At 36.0% G+C, this 13,874-nt stretch carries 12 protein-coding genes and 7 pseudogenes; 6 read left to right on the forward strand and 13 right to left on the reverse strand.

Translation table 11 applies throughout. The features are described 5' to 3' along the window. Positions 1–29 precede the first annotated feature (29 nt). Positions 30–173 (forward strand): annotated as a pseudogene (locus DM800_RS27070) (TspO/MBR family protein); the annotation flags it as partial. Here DM800_RS27070 and DM800_RS30005 read toward each other — a convergent pair. The 5 genes and pseudogenes from DM800_RS30005 to DM800_RS27090 all read right to left on the reverse strand — a co-directional run bounded on the left by DM800_RS30005 (position 173) and on the right by DM800_RS27090 (position 3,203). Further along, positions 173–346 (reverse strand): phage tail tape measure protein, encoded by a 174-nt coding sequence (locus DM800_RS30005; protein WP_306298738.1) that lies wholly within the window; start codon positions 344–346, stop codon positions 173–175. The pseudogene DM800_RS27070 and the gene DM800_RS30005 overlap by 1 nt on opposite strands. Positions 347–405: 59 nt before the next feature. Next, positions 406–471 (reverse strand): annotated as a pseudogene (locus DM800_RS30010) (hypothetical protein); the annotation flags it as partial. 28 nt (positions 472–499) lie between these two features. After that, positions 500–1,051: pseudogene (locus tag DM800_RS30015) on the reverse strand (phage tail tape measure protein); the annotation flags it as partial. 145 nt (positions 1,052–1,196) lie between these two features. Beyond that, complete coding sequence (locus DM800_RS27085) at positions 1,197–1,571, reverse strand: ArpU family phage packaging/lysis transcriptional regulator (RefSeq protein WP_147788013.1); 375 nt, start codon at positions 1,569–1,571, stop codon at positions 1,197–1,199. Between the two features lie 334 nt (positions 1,572–1,905). Continuing rightward, a pseudogene (locus tag DM800_RS27090) lies at positions 1,906–3,203 on the reverse strand (exosporium glycoprotein BclB-related protein). Positions 3,204–4,823: 1,620 nt separating this feature from the next. Here DM800_RS27090 and DM800_RS27095 point away from each other — a divergent pair. Continuing rightward, positions 4,824–5,549: a glycosyltransferase family 2 protein gene (locus DM800_RS27095; protein ID WP_255447082.1), complete on the forward strand. Its 726-nt coding sequence runs from the start codon at positions 4,824–4,826 to the stop codon at positions 5,547–5,549. A 366-nt stretch (positions 5,550–5,915) separates the two neighbouring features. On the opposite strand, the gene DM800_RS27100 is transcribed toward DM800_RS27095, so the two are convergent. Further along, positions 5,916–6,326 (reverse strand): hypothetical protein, encoded by a 411-nt coding sequence (locus tag DM800_RS27100; RefSeq protein WP_147788014.1) that lies wholly within the window; start codon positions 6,324–6,326, stop codon positions 5,916–5,918. 167 nt (positions 6,327–6,493) lie between these two features. On the opposite strand from DM800_RS27100, the gene DM800_RS27105 reads away from it, so the two are divergent. After that, positions 6,494–6,796: a DUF3784 domain-containing protein gene (locus DM800_RS27105; protein ID WP_080497114.1), complete on the forward strand. Its 303-nt coding sequence runs from the start codon at positions 6,494–6,496 to the stop codon at positions 6,794–6,796. A gap of 151 nt (positions 6,797–6,947) precedes the next feature. Further along, positions 6,948–7,718, forward strand: coding sequence for a collagen-like triple helix repeat-containing protein (locus DM800_RS27110; protein WP_147788015.1), 771 nt, complete (start codon positions 6,948–6,950; stop codon positions 7,716–7,718). Between the two features lie 557 nt (positions 7,719–8,275). Here DM800_RS27110 and DM800_RS29775 read toward each other — a convergent pair. After that, positions 8,276–8,398, reverse strand: a complete 123-nt coding sequence (locus DM800_RS29775; RefSeq protein WP_255289565.1) for a hypothetical protein — start codon at positions 8,396–8,398, stop codon at positions 8,276–8,278. A 196-nt stretch (positions 8,399–8,594) separates the two neighbouring features. On the opposite strand from DM800_RS29775, the gene DM800_RS27115 reads away from it, so the two are divergent. Together DM800_RS27115 and DM800_RS27120 are read left to right on the forward strand one after the other, a co-directional pair. Then, on the forward strand, positions 8,595–9,893 hold the full coding sequence (locus DM800_RS27115) for a BclA C-terminal domain-containing protein (RefSeq protein WP_147788016.1): 1,299 nt from the start codon (positions 8,595–8,597) through the stop codon (positions 9,891–9,893). Positions 9,894–10,265: 372 nt separating this feature from the next. Next, a complete protein-coding gene (locus DM800_RS27120; RefSeq protein ID WP_087984005.1) occupies positions 10,266–10,721 on the forward strand; it encodes a MarR family winged helix-turn-helix transcriptional regulator in 456 nt (151 codons plus the stop codon). 109 nt (positions 10,722–10,830) lie between these two features. Here the strand turns inward: DM800_RS27120 and DM800_RS27125 are convergent. The 6 genes and pseudogenes from DM800_RS27125 to DM800_RS27150 form a co-directional block, all read right to left on the reverse strand. Next, a pseudogene (locus tag DM800_RS27125) lies at positions 10,831–11,128 on the reverse strand (hypothetical protein). Between the two features lie 739 nt (positions 11,129–11,867). Continuing rightward, positions 11,868–11,996, reverse strand: a pseudogene (locus tag DM800_RS27130) (DUF1064 domain-containing protein); the annotation flags it as partial. Positions 11,997–12,716: 720 nt separating this feature from the next. Further along, the gene (locus DM800_RS29395) at positions 12,717–13,001 is read right to left on the reverse strand and encodes a hypothetical protein (RefSeq protein WP_179955713.1); all 285 of its coding nucleotides are present in this window, start codon (positions 12,999–13,001) and stop codon (positions 12,717–12,719) included. Next, positions 12,998–13,285: an AbrB/MazE/SpoVT family DNA-binding domain-containing protein gene (locus DM800_RS27140; RefSeq protein WP_060488507.1), complete on the reverse strand. Its 288-nt coding sequence runs from the start codon at positions 13,283–13,285 to the stop codon at positions 12,998–13,000. The genes DM800_RS29395 and DM800_RS27140 overlap by 4 nt, the downstream gene beginning before the upstream one ends. A 15-nt stretch (positions 13,286–13,300) precedes the next feature. Further along, a pseudogene (locus DM800_RS27145) lies at positions 13,301–13,390 on the reverse strand (IDEAL domain-containing protein); the annotation flags it as partial. Between the two features lie 81 nt (positions 13,391–13,471). Then, positions 13,472–13,666 (reverse strand): hypothetical protein, encoded by a 195-nt coding sequence (locus tag DM800_RS27150; RefSeq protein ID WP_080000129.1) that lies wholly within the window; start codon positions 13,664–13,666, stop codon positions 13,472–13,474. Positions 13,667–13,874: the final 208 nt, after the last annotated feature.

Below are 13,874 nucleotides of genomic sequence, written 5' to 3' on the forward strand. Positions count from 1 at the left end.
TAATCTTCTATAAAATAAGGAGAATGTTTATGAGAAAATCTAGTATCATGTTATTCTTACTCACATATGGTTTGTTTTATCTTTCCAGTATTTTATTCCCTATCAATCGTTTTTGGTATATTGCCCTGCAAAAACCACCTTGGACATCTTCTGGTATGATAATCGGAATTATTTAGGCTTTACCTGCTTGTTCGCCTTTGATACCTGAGTCTGTCATGATACCAGTAGCGGCAGATAATTCCTCAAGGGATATACCAAACATTTTCGCAACTGGTGCTGCATATTTAAAGCTGTACTGCATATCCAAGATACCTGCAGCAGATTGATTGGCTGATTGAGAAAGTATACATCCGCTATATGAGAAGACTCTTTCGCTTCCATACCAAAAACATTTAAAGCGGCTGCTACAGTTTCAGAGGTCATAGCCATATCTTCCTGTGCGGCTTCGGAAGCAGCGATAATACCAGGCATTGCTCCGATAATATCGTTTTACCTCGAAGCCTGAAGCGGCTAAGTTCTGCATACCTACTGCAACTTCACTAGCTGACTTGGTAGTGGATGCTCCTAACTCTTTAGCGGTTTCAGTTAAACTGCCTAATTGATTTCCTGTCGCACCAGAAATCGCACCCACTTTAGCCATAGCCATCTGTTGCTCAAAATCAGCTGCTACTTTTACACTTGAACCAAGCCCCATAGCGACTGCTCCACCAGCAATTGTGGCGGCTGCACCTGTTGAAAACAATGCTCCACTGGCTCGTTCTAGACCTTGTATCATCGTTGCTTGTGTTTCACTCACTCCACCGAATCTTTCGCGTAATGCAGCCATACTGTTACCAGCATATTGTGCACTAGTGGCGTTTTGATTTAAAGCAGAGTTCATTTGGTTAATCTGCTGTGTTGCTTGTTGCATTTCCCTAGTCAACTGTTCTACTTGAGTCTCTAAATGATTAATTCGTTGAGAAGATTCTTGCTGGTCTTTTCGTCCTTTTTGCGGATTCTTACCGCCCATGCCCGTTCTCCGGTAACGTTTTGATAAAGGTGCTATAATCATTGATTATGAGCGCATAGATACGTTATCCCCACGTTATGCTCTTTTCAAAGAACAAGTAACTGTAGGAATATCGTACCGTTGATCCCAGTGTAAAAAGGTACCCTATTTAGTGCCCAAAACAGTGCCCAAAAAGTTCTATTATTTTTTATATCATACCTAATGCTGTAGCCAAATTAACGATTCCAGATTTTCTTTTTCTATAAAACCTTCCTCGTTTCATACCAAGAACAGTATAAATATAATCATCATTCAATTCTTTAATGCTCATATACTTGATTTCAAGAATCCTTTTTTCATCCTCATCGAGAGCTTCCTCAAAAGCTCGTTTTAACTGTCTATACTTCAACTCATGTTTGTCCACTTGCTTTAACTCAGGAAACAGCAATTCTGCTCCCAATTCCGTTCTTTCTTGCTGATTTTGGAATCTAATACGTAACACTCTGTATTTTCGCAACTCTTCTATCACGAAAGGTCGGATTTCTTTCTCCTCTATATGCATGAAAAATGATAATTGGTCCAAATATAATCCTCCCACGTCTCAATCCTTACATGTATAAGGCTAAAACTTTAAATATTTTAGATATATACCTTTATATGTGTATGAAATTAGTTTGTAATCCACAATCTGCTGTAAACCTTGATTTTTTACGTCTATTATTATGTAATTTACTAGCAGTGATCATTTAACTTAACAAAATCTCACCAGATTCTCTAAGCATATTTAATGGTTTTCACCAGGCATAAAGTATAAAAACAATAAAAAAAAGAGACTGTCTTCAAAAGTTAATCTGTGGATACTTTTTTGACAGTCTCTTTTTTATATCAAAATTTTCAACTACAAAACTTACAAGTGATTATACGAATGTTATACCTGCACTGGCAAAGCCTGTAATAGCAGTAGCTATATCAAAACCAGGTGTAGTTGATGAAACAACAAGTAATATCTTATCTTGTGGAGCGACCGCAATTGCTTCTCCGACAATGCCACTTGAAGTAGCACCGATAGCAATTAGACCACTAAATGCTGGTGTTAATAGTAATGGTACACCTACTGGAGTGAAAGTATTACTTGCTGCTGGTGCGCTGTACAACTGCATTTGAATTTGTATGCTTCCTAATGCTAAAGCAACCGCTACAGTTACACTAAAGAACCCTGCTAACGAAGTAATTGTACCTGCGCGAGGGGCTACAAATGCAAAATCAAATACTGGAGGTACAGGACCTATAGTAATTGGACCACCAGGTGGGACAATTACAGGGAAGAATGAACTTCCAAATCCAAGAAGTGCTCCTGTGTTTGCTAATCCACCTAAAACAGTTGCTAATGCTACTGGTCCACCTGATGCAAACGGAATAACTGCTCCAGCTCCCGTTGCTCCTGTTAGACCTGTTGGACCTGTTAGGCCTGTTGGACCTGTTGCTCCTGTTGGACCTGTTGGACCTGTTAGACCTGTTGGACCTGTTGCTCCTGTTGACCTGTTGCTCCTGTTAGACCTGTTGCTCCTGTTAGACCTGTTGCTCCTGTTAGACCTGTTGCTCCCGTTGGACCTGTTAGGCCTGTTGGACCTGTTGGACCTGTTGGACCTGTTGCTCCACCTCCAGGACCTGTTGGGCCTGTTGGACCTGTTACTCCACCTCCAGGACCCGTTGGACCTGTTGGGCCTGTTGGACCTGTCGCCCCTGGCGTAGCATTGATTAATTGAATTAATAAATTAAAAAGAAGTTGTAAAGTTGCAGAATCAACATTTGAGTTGCAGGATATAGGGATAAGATCTAAAGCGAAGAAGAATTGTGCAAGGGCGCTATAAAATTGTTGCAATAATGTAGACAATTGTCCTAAATTAGGAGCTGGAGATTGTAATAAAACTAAAATACTTTGAGTTAATTGTTTCAAAAAATTAACTTCTGGGGAAGGTAATAAGGAATTTAAGAAAATTAAAAATTGATTAAACAAATTGAATAACGCTACTCTGTTTGCATCACTTGGATTTGCAAAAAATGCTGAAATAGCTGATACTAATGAGTTTAGTAAAGTAATTAATTGACTTAATTGTTCCCTAGTAATAGGAACTGACTGTGGATTTTTACAACAATCTGCTGAAAAAACAATCGGATTGCAGTTATTATGATCAAAACAATCATTATGTTTCATTTATTTCCTCCTTATTTAATAATTTTGAGAGAATACTCTTATACTAAGAAACACTCAATTGTAATAGCGTTGAATATTTTTGAATATTCATTTTTCTTAGAATAAAAATAGTTACTAATAATTAAACTATAAAAATTCAGTTTAATTACTTTCACAACTCACATAATATAAGTATACGCATCTATTTATCTAGTGCTTAGATTAATTTCCTAGTAAAAACGCATATTTTTAAAGGAATACATTATTACTCCTATCAACGTGTTTATTTTATCAATAAATGAAAAGACATATTAATTTATAAGTTCAATAATTCCATTCTAGAGTAATATCAAACGAAGTTTTTTGAAAAAGTTTAACCCTCACAACCTAGTTGTTTGTATCATGAGTTTCTAATAATGCATTGTATTTTCCATTAAGAGCTAATCATTTTGCTTTTGCCGACTAATTTTTATTTCTTTGTAACAACTTATACTCATCTTACATACATTATCTTGAATCCTTACTTTTCAAACCATTTAATTGTTCATGACTCACAAACATTAACAATATTTGAATGGTGTACTGATTCATAGAAGAGTACCATATAATGGTGCTCTTTTTTATTTCAAAAATTTTATATGAAATCTGTATACTTTTTTGACCAATTTCCAATAAAATTTCTTTAAACCTTAAATAATATCATTGATTATTTACTCCGAGAAAAGGAATTTTTTGAAGTCCCCTTTTTTAATACACTAAATATACTTTAAATTTTGATACATACTTTAAATACAGAAACTTCTAAGACATTTCAGTTAATATTTCTTTAAGATTGGAGCAGTTAGCTTTTGCTAGCTGTTTTTTTGTTGATCATTCTTTTAAGAGGAACCAGTTATATGCATAATAGCTCAAATAAAATCCATACTATATTTAGGTTAGGTCTTAAAATCTAAAACCCTTATTCCAAACTTAGACCTAATTGATCGCTCCTCTCCCTTCCCTGGGGCTAAGTAGCTAGCTTTTGCTAGCTATTTTTTGGTTCTTATCATTCTATTTATTACATATATCTACAACGTAGCTCATTTTGTTCAAAGACAGAGTTACCTCCTAACTTTAGAGCACTATAAATATGTGCTCTTTTTTATATGAAAGACACAAGAAAAAATTGCATGCATACATTATAATGAGCAAACTCACATTATATGTTTTCTCCTGAAATTCTTGATCAAAGAGCATCTACACATGATGCTCTTTTTCATTTCCTATAAAGTAAAATTTTGTATAAAAGATACACACTTAATCGAAAATAACTTCATAAAATATTATGTGTTCCTTTCTTTATAAATTGAAATAGTCTTTACAAAATGAGCCTCGTTACGAGAGCACTTTATTAAGTGCTCTTTTTTATGTTCTAAATTAATACAAAATGAAATTTTTATTTAAATGTGTTTACACAATTTTTTTACATATCTTTTTGGGTTTTAAACTCATTTAAATTAATACCTAAGAATTATTAGAATAAGCAACATATTATAATAAAACAAAAAAGATTTTATCCATTGTTAAACGGAGGTGTTTCTAATTAGTACAACTTTAATTTCACATTTTTACAATGAAGAGTATTTACTCCCATGGTGGTTAATGCACCACACAAAACTATTTGATCATGGCATTCTTATTAATCGTGGATCTACTGATCGTTCGGTTGAAATATGCAAATTATTTGCACCTCATTGGGAAATCCGAGATTCAAAAGTATTAGAGTTTGATGCCTTATTAGTTGATCAAGAAGTAATGGAAATAGAAAAAGAAATTACGGGATGGAAAATGGTTTTAAATACCACTGAATTTCTTTGCTGTGTTGATAAGGAAGCCTTTTTCTCTTCTCTTGCTACTTTAGGGAAAAACATGTATTCCATTAGGACTATTCTAATGGTGGATGAACCTTCTCACGGTTATACCAATCCGAGATACGGCATTCCCCTTGTCAAACAGCGTTACCATGGGATAATAATCCATCCTACTCCACCTGCCCCATACTACGGTGGCAGATTCCTCCACAATTACTCGCAAGGTAACTATTCGGCGGGGCGACATTGGTCGTTTCATCCATTTACCGTTTACATGTATCCTGCTTTCGTTTTAAAATTCTTTTACAGCCCATGGAATAAAGCTATGAAAAATCGAAAATTACAAATTGGTCCGACTCTTTCTAGACATAGCATCCAGCATGGCTTAGGTACTCATCACCTAGCAACGCTTGATGAATTAGAAAAAAAATATCTATTCTTTGCAACTTCAACTATTGACCTTCGATTACTCCCAGAATATCAAGCTTTATTTCCAGATTTATGTTTTCCTAACTAGTAATCCATCAAAAACATTTTGAAACTTTCCATACGTTCTTTACTTTTAAGTAAGAGCCATTCCTTATTAAAATAGCGTTTTTTTAAAATCTTTTCACCTTTTAACTGGACAAGCATATGATATTGTATGGAGTCTCTCCACTCATAGAGATCCGCCTTTCTTATCGAAGAGCATGCTTATACGTGTGTTCTTTTTACTTACAATGAAATAACGATTTTATCTAGATCCATTCACTAATCTCATAGTTCGGCATACAATAATACTACCTGTCTAAATAATGTGAGCTCGTCACTTTCATTATAATTAGGTATAAGGAGCGCTCTCGATTAGCGCTCTTTTTATGTTTAAATAAGGATTTTGTATTACTTAATGAGTCACATCACTGATCTCATCCGCCATCCAATCCATATCAACATCTTCAATCGGCGGCATTTCTCCGATTCTTTCTAAATTATTTTTCAAAGAATCCGCAATTAACTTATCCAAATTAGAGCTCCCAACTTTATTTATGACTTCTTCCATTCTTTTTCCGACTTTATATAAAAACTTCACTGTATCTTCTTTAGTTCCTGTCTCATCCCAAACTTCTTGTGTGATATTAACGTTTATTGCTCTGACCCCTGTTGTTAATTCAGATACATTTATGTGATATCCCATAGGAACAGCGCAAAATCTGTACTTCCCAACTTGTATTTCATGACCTATGGCCTGTTGCCAATTCCCTTGATTTGTTGCTAAATTAAACTTTTGAGCTTGTTCGTTCACTTTGATTTCCATTCTGTTCCCCTCCAAAATAAGAATTTTATAAAAAAATGCTCACTTTCAATTTCTCTATTTTCGTCATTTTGATTCTACCTTCCCCCTTATAACAAGATGAGCTTCTTTGTTAACCCTATAAAAAGCAACCTAAATATGGTAAAATTTAAATAAGGTAGGTGAATATTATGGGTGGATTTGTAATTTGCGCACTTGTTGGTTTAATCATTGTAATAATGGGTTATCTGATTCATATTAAAAAACAATTATTTCTTATTGCTGGATACCAAGATGCTACTTTTATTGGTGATAAAAATAAACTAGCTAAATTATTCGGCATATTTGCTTACATAGTAGGAATTGCTACTTTTTTACTACCTTTCGGACTTGAATTTTTCGGCGGCATAAGTGGCAAAATCTATGCAACCTGTGTTGTTGCAGGTACAGTTTTTGTTTTGGTTAGAAAACAAATAATTAATAAACCTTTTTAAAAAGAGTCTTAATATGGCTCTTTTTTTATTGATAAAACTCATTCAAATAACTATTTTATTAAATTTCACATATACAATCGCTTGTCCATTTCATTCGGCTTTACTCCTGCATTTACTATTAGTAATACGAATTTTTCAGAGGTGAATTATATTGGACGAGTTTTTATCCTCCGCTGCACTAAATCCCGGTTCAATTGGACCTACACTTCCACCTATGCAACCTTTTCAATTCCCTACTGGTTCAACGGGTGCTACTGGACCTACCGGGCCTACTGGGCTAACTGGACCGACTGGTGCTACTGGACCTACCGGGCCTACTGGACTGACCGGCAGTACTGGATTCACTGGGACAACTGGTTCAACGGGTATTACAGGACCCACAGGCATTACTGGACCGACCGGGTCAACTGGACCCACCGGTATTACTGGGCCGACTGGGCCTACGGGACCCACTGGCCCAAGTCTGTTTTTCACTCCTCTTGCACCAGAACCTGAATCTATAGAACTCCCGGCAAATACAAATAACTTTCTAATTATGGAGGTCTTTGTCCCCATAGAAAATATTGGTGACAGAGTTCTGTTAAATGCGACAATAAGTACAGATATTCTTGTTCATATTGAAGCAGATCAAGATAATTTCTTTAGCTTAGATACCATCACCTATCAGTTATTCTGGGATAATATCTTGTTAACAGAAACTTTTGTATCTGGGAACTACGCAGTCGGTAGTGATGGGGATTTTCTATATCCCTTTAACTCCACATTTACATGGGTAGACTCCCCTGGAGACCAGGTGTTACCGGTAGATCCGATTCGCTATCATATTGTTGCGAATATAGGGGAATTTAGCGAGACTGTAGCATCGGCTCAAGTCGGAAATCGTGGATTTTCAGCTGTTGTACTTCCCATCGATCCGATTTAATTAAAAATAAGAACCCATAACCCTACTTTGAAAATGTAAATGCTAGATTATCAACATTTAACAAACCGAGCAGTTAGCTTTTGCTAGCTGCTCTTTTAATTACACATTTTTGTCTTAGCACTCATATAATACTGAGAATTAAAAAATCATTTCATGTTTAAAGGAAAAGTATTCTTTTTCATTACTCCACTCCCACTTTAAATAACACTGTTTGAATAAGATTTTTAAAGAGGGAATACATTTAATAATCTTGGTTACACTGTAAACAGGCTCGTGAATAGCCAATTTTACTAATACCCACTCTATGTCTATTACCTTGGGCCGAGCAATTAGCAAAAGCTAATTGCTCTTTTATATTGAGTTAATAATAAAACTTAGGTCTTATTCCTTTTCTACATCATATACTTTTAACCTAACTATCCAGCTCAAAGTGTTACCTCCTATTTTAAAGAGCACTTATGCATGGTGCTCTTTTTTAGTTTTCTTTTTCTACAAAATGAAATTTTTATACAAAAAACACACAACTAAACTCACATAATTTCATATGATATATTGCATCATTTCTTTTTAGATTGGATAGTCGTTACAGAAGGGCGCTTTCCGAAGCGCTCTTTTTTAATATCCCCTGCACTAAATAATTTTTGAATCATATCTTGATTTCGAGAACACTCACAAGTCATAGGTTTACAATAAGTCTTGGTCAGAAAAGCACTTATATATGGTGCTCTTTTTGGTATGGAATGTGAAATAGAGGCTTGCTCTTAAAACCTTTCATGTGATTTTTATAGTTTTTCCTTACACCCCTATGTCTGCTTGCTCATAAGTTGTTAAAGTATAAATATAAATTGGCTAGTTGTTTATAACGGAGGTGTAAAAATGAGTAAATTTAAAAAGAAATGTCACACCCCATTTCCATGCGCCTTTCCGTTGCCTCAAATCGGGTCTACTGGATTAACCGGTGTTACTGGACCTTCGGGGCCTACTGGAGCTACCGGACCTTCAGGTGGACCTCCGGGCCCTACCGGGCCTACTGGAATTCAAGGTAACCTGGGACCTACTGGTCCTCAAGGTATTTCTGGACCTCAAGGGATTCCTGGGATTTCTGGTTCTATTGGTCCAACTGGACCTTCGGGAATTCAAGGTATCCAAGGCATCCAAGGCATTCCTGGCATTCAAGGTCCTATTGGACCCACTGGAATAACGGGGGGTACTGGAATTCAAGGGATTCCTGGCATTCAAGGCATTCCTGGAATTCAAGGGATTCCTGGCCCGACCGGACCTCAAGGGATTCCTGGCATTCCTGGTTCTGTAGGTCCAACTGGACCTTCTGGAGCTGTTGGACCTACCGGCCCTTCCGGGGGACCGCCAGGACCAACGGGCCCGACTGGACCTTCCGGGGGACCACCAGGACCAACCGGAGTGACTGGCCCCACTGGACCAACTGGGTCACCAGGACCAACCGGACTTCAAGGTATCCAAGGGATTCCTGGCCCCACTGGACCTCAAGGAAGTCAAGGGATTCAGGGGATCCAAGGTAATCCAGGGCCTATTGGTCCTATTGGACCCACTGGAATAACTGGGGCGACTGGAATTCAGGGTATCCAAGGTATTCAAGGTGATCCAGGACTTATTGGACCTATCGGCCCGACTGGCCCAACTGGGCTTCAAGGTATCCAAGGCATCCAAGGGATTCCTGGGCCTACTGGATTACCAGGAACCACTGGAGCTACCGGACCTACTGGGCCTACCGGTCTTACAGTATCTGGTTTATCCCAGTATGCTTATGTTTTCAATACAGCAGCTCAAGTTGTTGCCTTAGAAGCACCTATTCTTTTTAATTCACACGGTAGAATCACATCCGGTTTTACTCATACGATCGGAACTTCTCAGATGACAGTTATTAATGCTGGAGATTATAAAATTTCTTTTTCTGTATCAGGAGTTGAACCTAATCAATTTGCCCTCTTTTTAAATGGGGCTCCCGTTACCAACTCTATTTATGGATCAGGTGCAGGTACTCAACAAAACAATGGGCAAACAATTCTCACTTTAGCAGCAGGTGATATTCTTACCCTTAATAATCATACTTCCGCTGCTGCGGTTACTTTGCAGACTTTGGCAGGTGGAACACAAACAAATGTAAATGCTTCAATTGTAATTGAAAGGTTAGATTAATTTAATCATTTGTTTCCTGAAACTCTGTCAGTAAATAACCTGGGTTGGATTCTTTTTTCAACAAGCAGTTAGCTTTTGCTAGCTGCTCTTCTATTTTGTTCCTACTCCTATTTCCTAAAAAATCTTTACTTTATTCCTCCTTGAATAAAATCAATAATTCAGCATATAATATCTATGCATCTAGATTATTACCTTTGTATCGAGCAGTTAGACTAGGCTAACTGCTCTTTATTTGTGACAAAATGAAATTTTTATTAAGTTTTCTATTAATAACGTGTATTGATTTCTTTTCTAAATTAATTTAGAGATAAATAGTTCATTGATGAACTATTCTATGTTAAACTAAATTAAAAAAGAAAAGGGACGAGTATTATGAGTTTAAAAAATCAAAGTTTCAAACAAGCAGGAGAAGTTGTCCAATCATTTGTAACAATAAACAAAGAAATTATAAAGTTCACACATCAAAACGCTTCCAGTTTAGGATTAACAGTACAACAAATGGGTATCTTAAATACAATTTATGCACTCCCTAATGTTACTCTTAAAGAGATTTCAGAACGTCTTTCAGTTCCTAAAAGTACATTGAGTGTGAATGTAGATGAATTAGTTAATCTACAGTTCATCGAGCGAAAACAATCAGATGAAGATCGTAGAGAAATAAAATTAAAGGTAACAAACCAAGGACAAGAAGCATCGAAAAAATCCATTGAAAACTCTATTTCCTACAAGGCAATGGAATTAGCACTACAACAACTTCAAGAAGATGATGTTCAAACATTATTGCGTATTCAAAAAGATTTATTAATCTCTCTACAGCAATTTCGTTAGTTGATGTAAACCATTTTAAACACAAATTCTAATTCTTATTTTTCAAAGAACTGAGCAGTTAGATTTCACTAGCTGTTCTTTTATTTAAAATAGCGTTTTTATTAAGAAATTAGTCATTCCAACTAAAACGGATGTAATGTTCGTTAAGATCCACCTAAAATGTTTTTCTTTTCTTCTACCTTAAATTCAACTTTCACACCATCCATTAATTCTTGTAACTTTTCCGTGAATGGTTTTGAGTGCAGAATATGCTTGTCTGGATTTTCTTTATGAATTTGATATCTATAACCTGAATATCCATTTGCAGCACTTTCGATTATTACGCATTCCATGTCCTCTGCAAATTCCAATACCTTTTCATCAATGACTTTTTCTTGGAGTTCTTTCAAATTCCCCACTAAGGACATTTCCATTCTCCTTTCTCTCAAATAACGATTTTGTTTTAAATCCTCACATTCCTAAAAAACATACTTACAGTATCATGAGGTATTCTTTTTTATTTTTCTTAAGGAGCGCTTTAAAAAGCGCTCTTTAGTTTTTAAATAAAGATTTTGTTTTACTTTTGCTAACTACCCTTCCCTTGTATAAATGCACCTTTTTTACATACCATATTAAAATCCAAATAATTCTCTTTTAGGACGGTACTAATATGAACAAGGCAGTAAAATACATTTTAATCTTCTTTTGTACGGTGTTTTATATTGTAATTATTGGCAGTATTGTCTATCAAAACTTTGTTCAAGAGCATTTTATTCCTCCAAGCAAGAAATCTAAGATTGAACATAAACATTCATAATTAGCTATAAGGAGCGCTCTACAAGGCATTCTTTAGCTTTAAAATAAGATTTTGTTTAGTTTCCATTAACCATTTTGATTCATTTGCATACAGTATTATCAAAAGGAATTTCACAGGTTGCTCTGGTCCAGTTACCTTGAATTTCTTGCAGACCTTGTGGGAAGAATCCGTTTGTAACGAACGGATTCTTTTATTTATTTTTCATACAAAATCTTTTCGTTTTTCTAAAACCTAATTTACCGATTACGAATAAGAGATTCCTTTTAAATGTTCAGAAGAAATCTCTTATTCTTTTGTACATGAAAAGACTCCGATACATATCTCATTTTTTAAAGTTACTTAATTTTTCATTGCAATTCAAAGCTTGTAATTTCACCTGCAGCTTGACGTATTTTTAACCCGGAGTAATAATCCGCTTCTGCTTTACTATCAAATACATGGCCGTCTAGTCTTACCTTTTTATTGTTATATTTACTCATTGTTTTTCTCTTTTGCTTTACTGATTAACTCAGTAATTTCATAGACACCGTTTATCAAACATTCCAAGTATCTTCACCCCTTGAATATTTTTTCAATAAAAATACATACTATTTTCAAGCCGCCGTATCCACGGCTAATACTTCTTTCTTTTGTTACAGCAGAAGCAGGTAGGTTCTTAACTTATCTGCTTTTCCTGTATATTTTTTTTAATATCGAAAATAATACCAACAAGCTGTTTGAACTAGCAGCTTCACTCTTCTCGTAATGGGAATGCAATTTATTACAATTAGCTAATCCATTCGACTCACTGGCAGACAACCAAATTTGTTGTCTGCTTTTTGTATGAGATTTTTCATTTTACATATACTACTTTTGAGCCTGTTACCAATACAAGCCATTTGGTGTTTTGAATTCCGACTATGCTTTTTTGTTGCATAGATTTTCACATCTTTGACAACACTGTTTTAAAGCGCGTTTTCTGGTTATTCGTAGTTCTAATCCAGAATAATTTTTCTCCTATAAAGGACAGCAGGTACGACTGCTAGTCCTTTTTTCTTGTACTACATACTCTCCTTTTTGATAATTTCGAACGACGTTACCCTCATCATCGTAGTAAGCAATTTCCCGAAAAGGATGACAGTTGTGCTTTTCAATTTCTCCATCGAACAAAACGAAGAAATGAGTTTTCCAGTTCCCAACGATCATACCCCACATGCCAGCTACGTTACTCGCATACCCATGTAAGCAAAATGAAGATTGCGGTAATTCTGCATTTTCTTGAAAGCTTTTTCCGCACTGTACATGCGCTTGATATCAAAAACACCTTCGTTCTCGCACTTTACAAACTTCATGAATTCAACCATCGGCATCGTTAGAAACTTTGTTCTAAACTTCTGCCAGTACAGGAACCTTGCTTTACTTTCCATTTCCGCTACTACAAATTCTTCGTTTGGCCAATGTTCGAAAATGGTGGTGAGTTTGAATTTGTAAAGGAGATAGCTCAACCCAACCACCCCCGTTTCTCACCTTCACGAAAGATGGAATCAATCAGTAACTTAGCCCCTTTCTGACTGACAACGACTTGTCCATCGAACAGCTCAATGTTTGCATCGGATGCTTCACCGGTTACTACACAAACCTTCTCATGCTTTGCAAGAACAACGTTTTTACCGTCTACATGGATTTCTAATTCCGTACCTTCATGCAGCCCTAATGTTCTACGTAATTCTTTTGGAATCACTACACGACCAAGTTCATCTATTTTTCTTACGATACCAGTGTTTTTCATGGCTTCTTCTCCCCCTTAATTCGCAATCAACTTACGGAACAGTTCTTCGTTTCTTGTGTCTAGCGCGTAATCGATGAGGTTATATTTAATTAACTGATCAATTTCAACTGCGCCTTTCAAATTATTAAGTATTAAAAATCGTAATAAAAAAGAGTGCTATAAAGATATGCACTCTTTTAAAAAGCTTTACCAATCTCGACGATCATCACGATCACGGTCATGATTACGTCTGCGACGACACTCATCACAATCGCAGTCACGTCTACAATGACAGTCGTTAAAATCGTTTCTTCTGCGTCTACGACCGCATCCACAAAATACTAAATCATCCCAAAATCTATTACAATCTCGAGAATGTCCAAAATTATTGTTGCATCCCATAGATATGATTCCCTCCTCTAAAAATAGAATTCATCATATTCTATGAATAAAAGTTGAAAACAGCTTGTTTACTAGCCTATGTTTTTTGTTTTACACTAATAATATTTCAATTTGCAAGTCTACCTCACCCCTTATCTTTCCTTAACAACAAACAAGACGCCAACCAGATCATGGCAGCGTCTACGATAATTGATTTTGGTCTTATCAT

It is taken from the genome of Bacillus sp. AY18-3, from assembly GCF_008042305.1.
Lineage (GTDB): Bacteria > Bacillota > Bacilli > Bacillales > Bacillaceae_G > Bacillus_A > Bacillus_A wiedmannii.

Excerpts from the sequence above, each read along its gene's own strand:
- DM800_RS27095 (WP_255447082.1), top strand. The coding sequence starts at position 4,824 with ATGCACCACACAAAACTATTTGATCATGGCATTCTTATTAATCGTGGA.
- DM800_RS27100 (WP_147788014.1), bottom strand. The coding sequence starts at position 6,326 with ATGGAAATCAAAGTGAACGAACAAGCTCAAAAGTTTAATTTAGCAACA.
- DM800_RS27105 (WP_080497114.1), top strand. The coding sequence starts at position 6,494 with ATGGGTGGATTTGTAATTTGCGCACTTGTTGGTTTAATCATTGTAATA.
- DM800_RS29775 (WP_255289565.1), bottom strand. The coding sequence starts at position 8,398 with ATGACTTGTGAGTGTTCTCGAAATCAAGATATGATTCAAAAATTATTT.
- DM800_RS27115 (WP_147788016.1), top strand. The coding sequence starts at position 8,595 with ATGAGTAAATTTAAAAAGAAATGTCACACCCCATTTCCATGCGCCTTT.
- DM800_RS27120 (WP_087984005.1), top strand. The coding sequence starts at position 10,266 with ATGAGTTTAAAAAATCAAAGTTTCAAACAAGCAGGAGAAGTTGTCCAA.
- DM800_RS27140 (WP_060488507.1), bottom strand. The coding sequence starts at position 13,285 with ATGAAAAACACTGGTATCGTAAGAAAAATAGATGAACTTGGTCGTGTA.
- DM800_RS27150 (WP_080000129.1), bottom strand. The coding sequence starts at position 13,666 with ATGGGATGCAACAATAATTTTGGACATTCTCGAGATTGTAATAGATTT.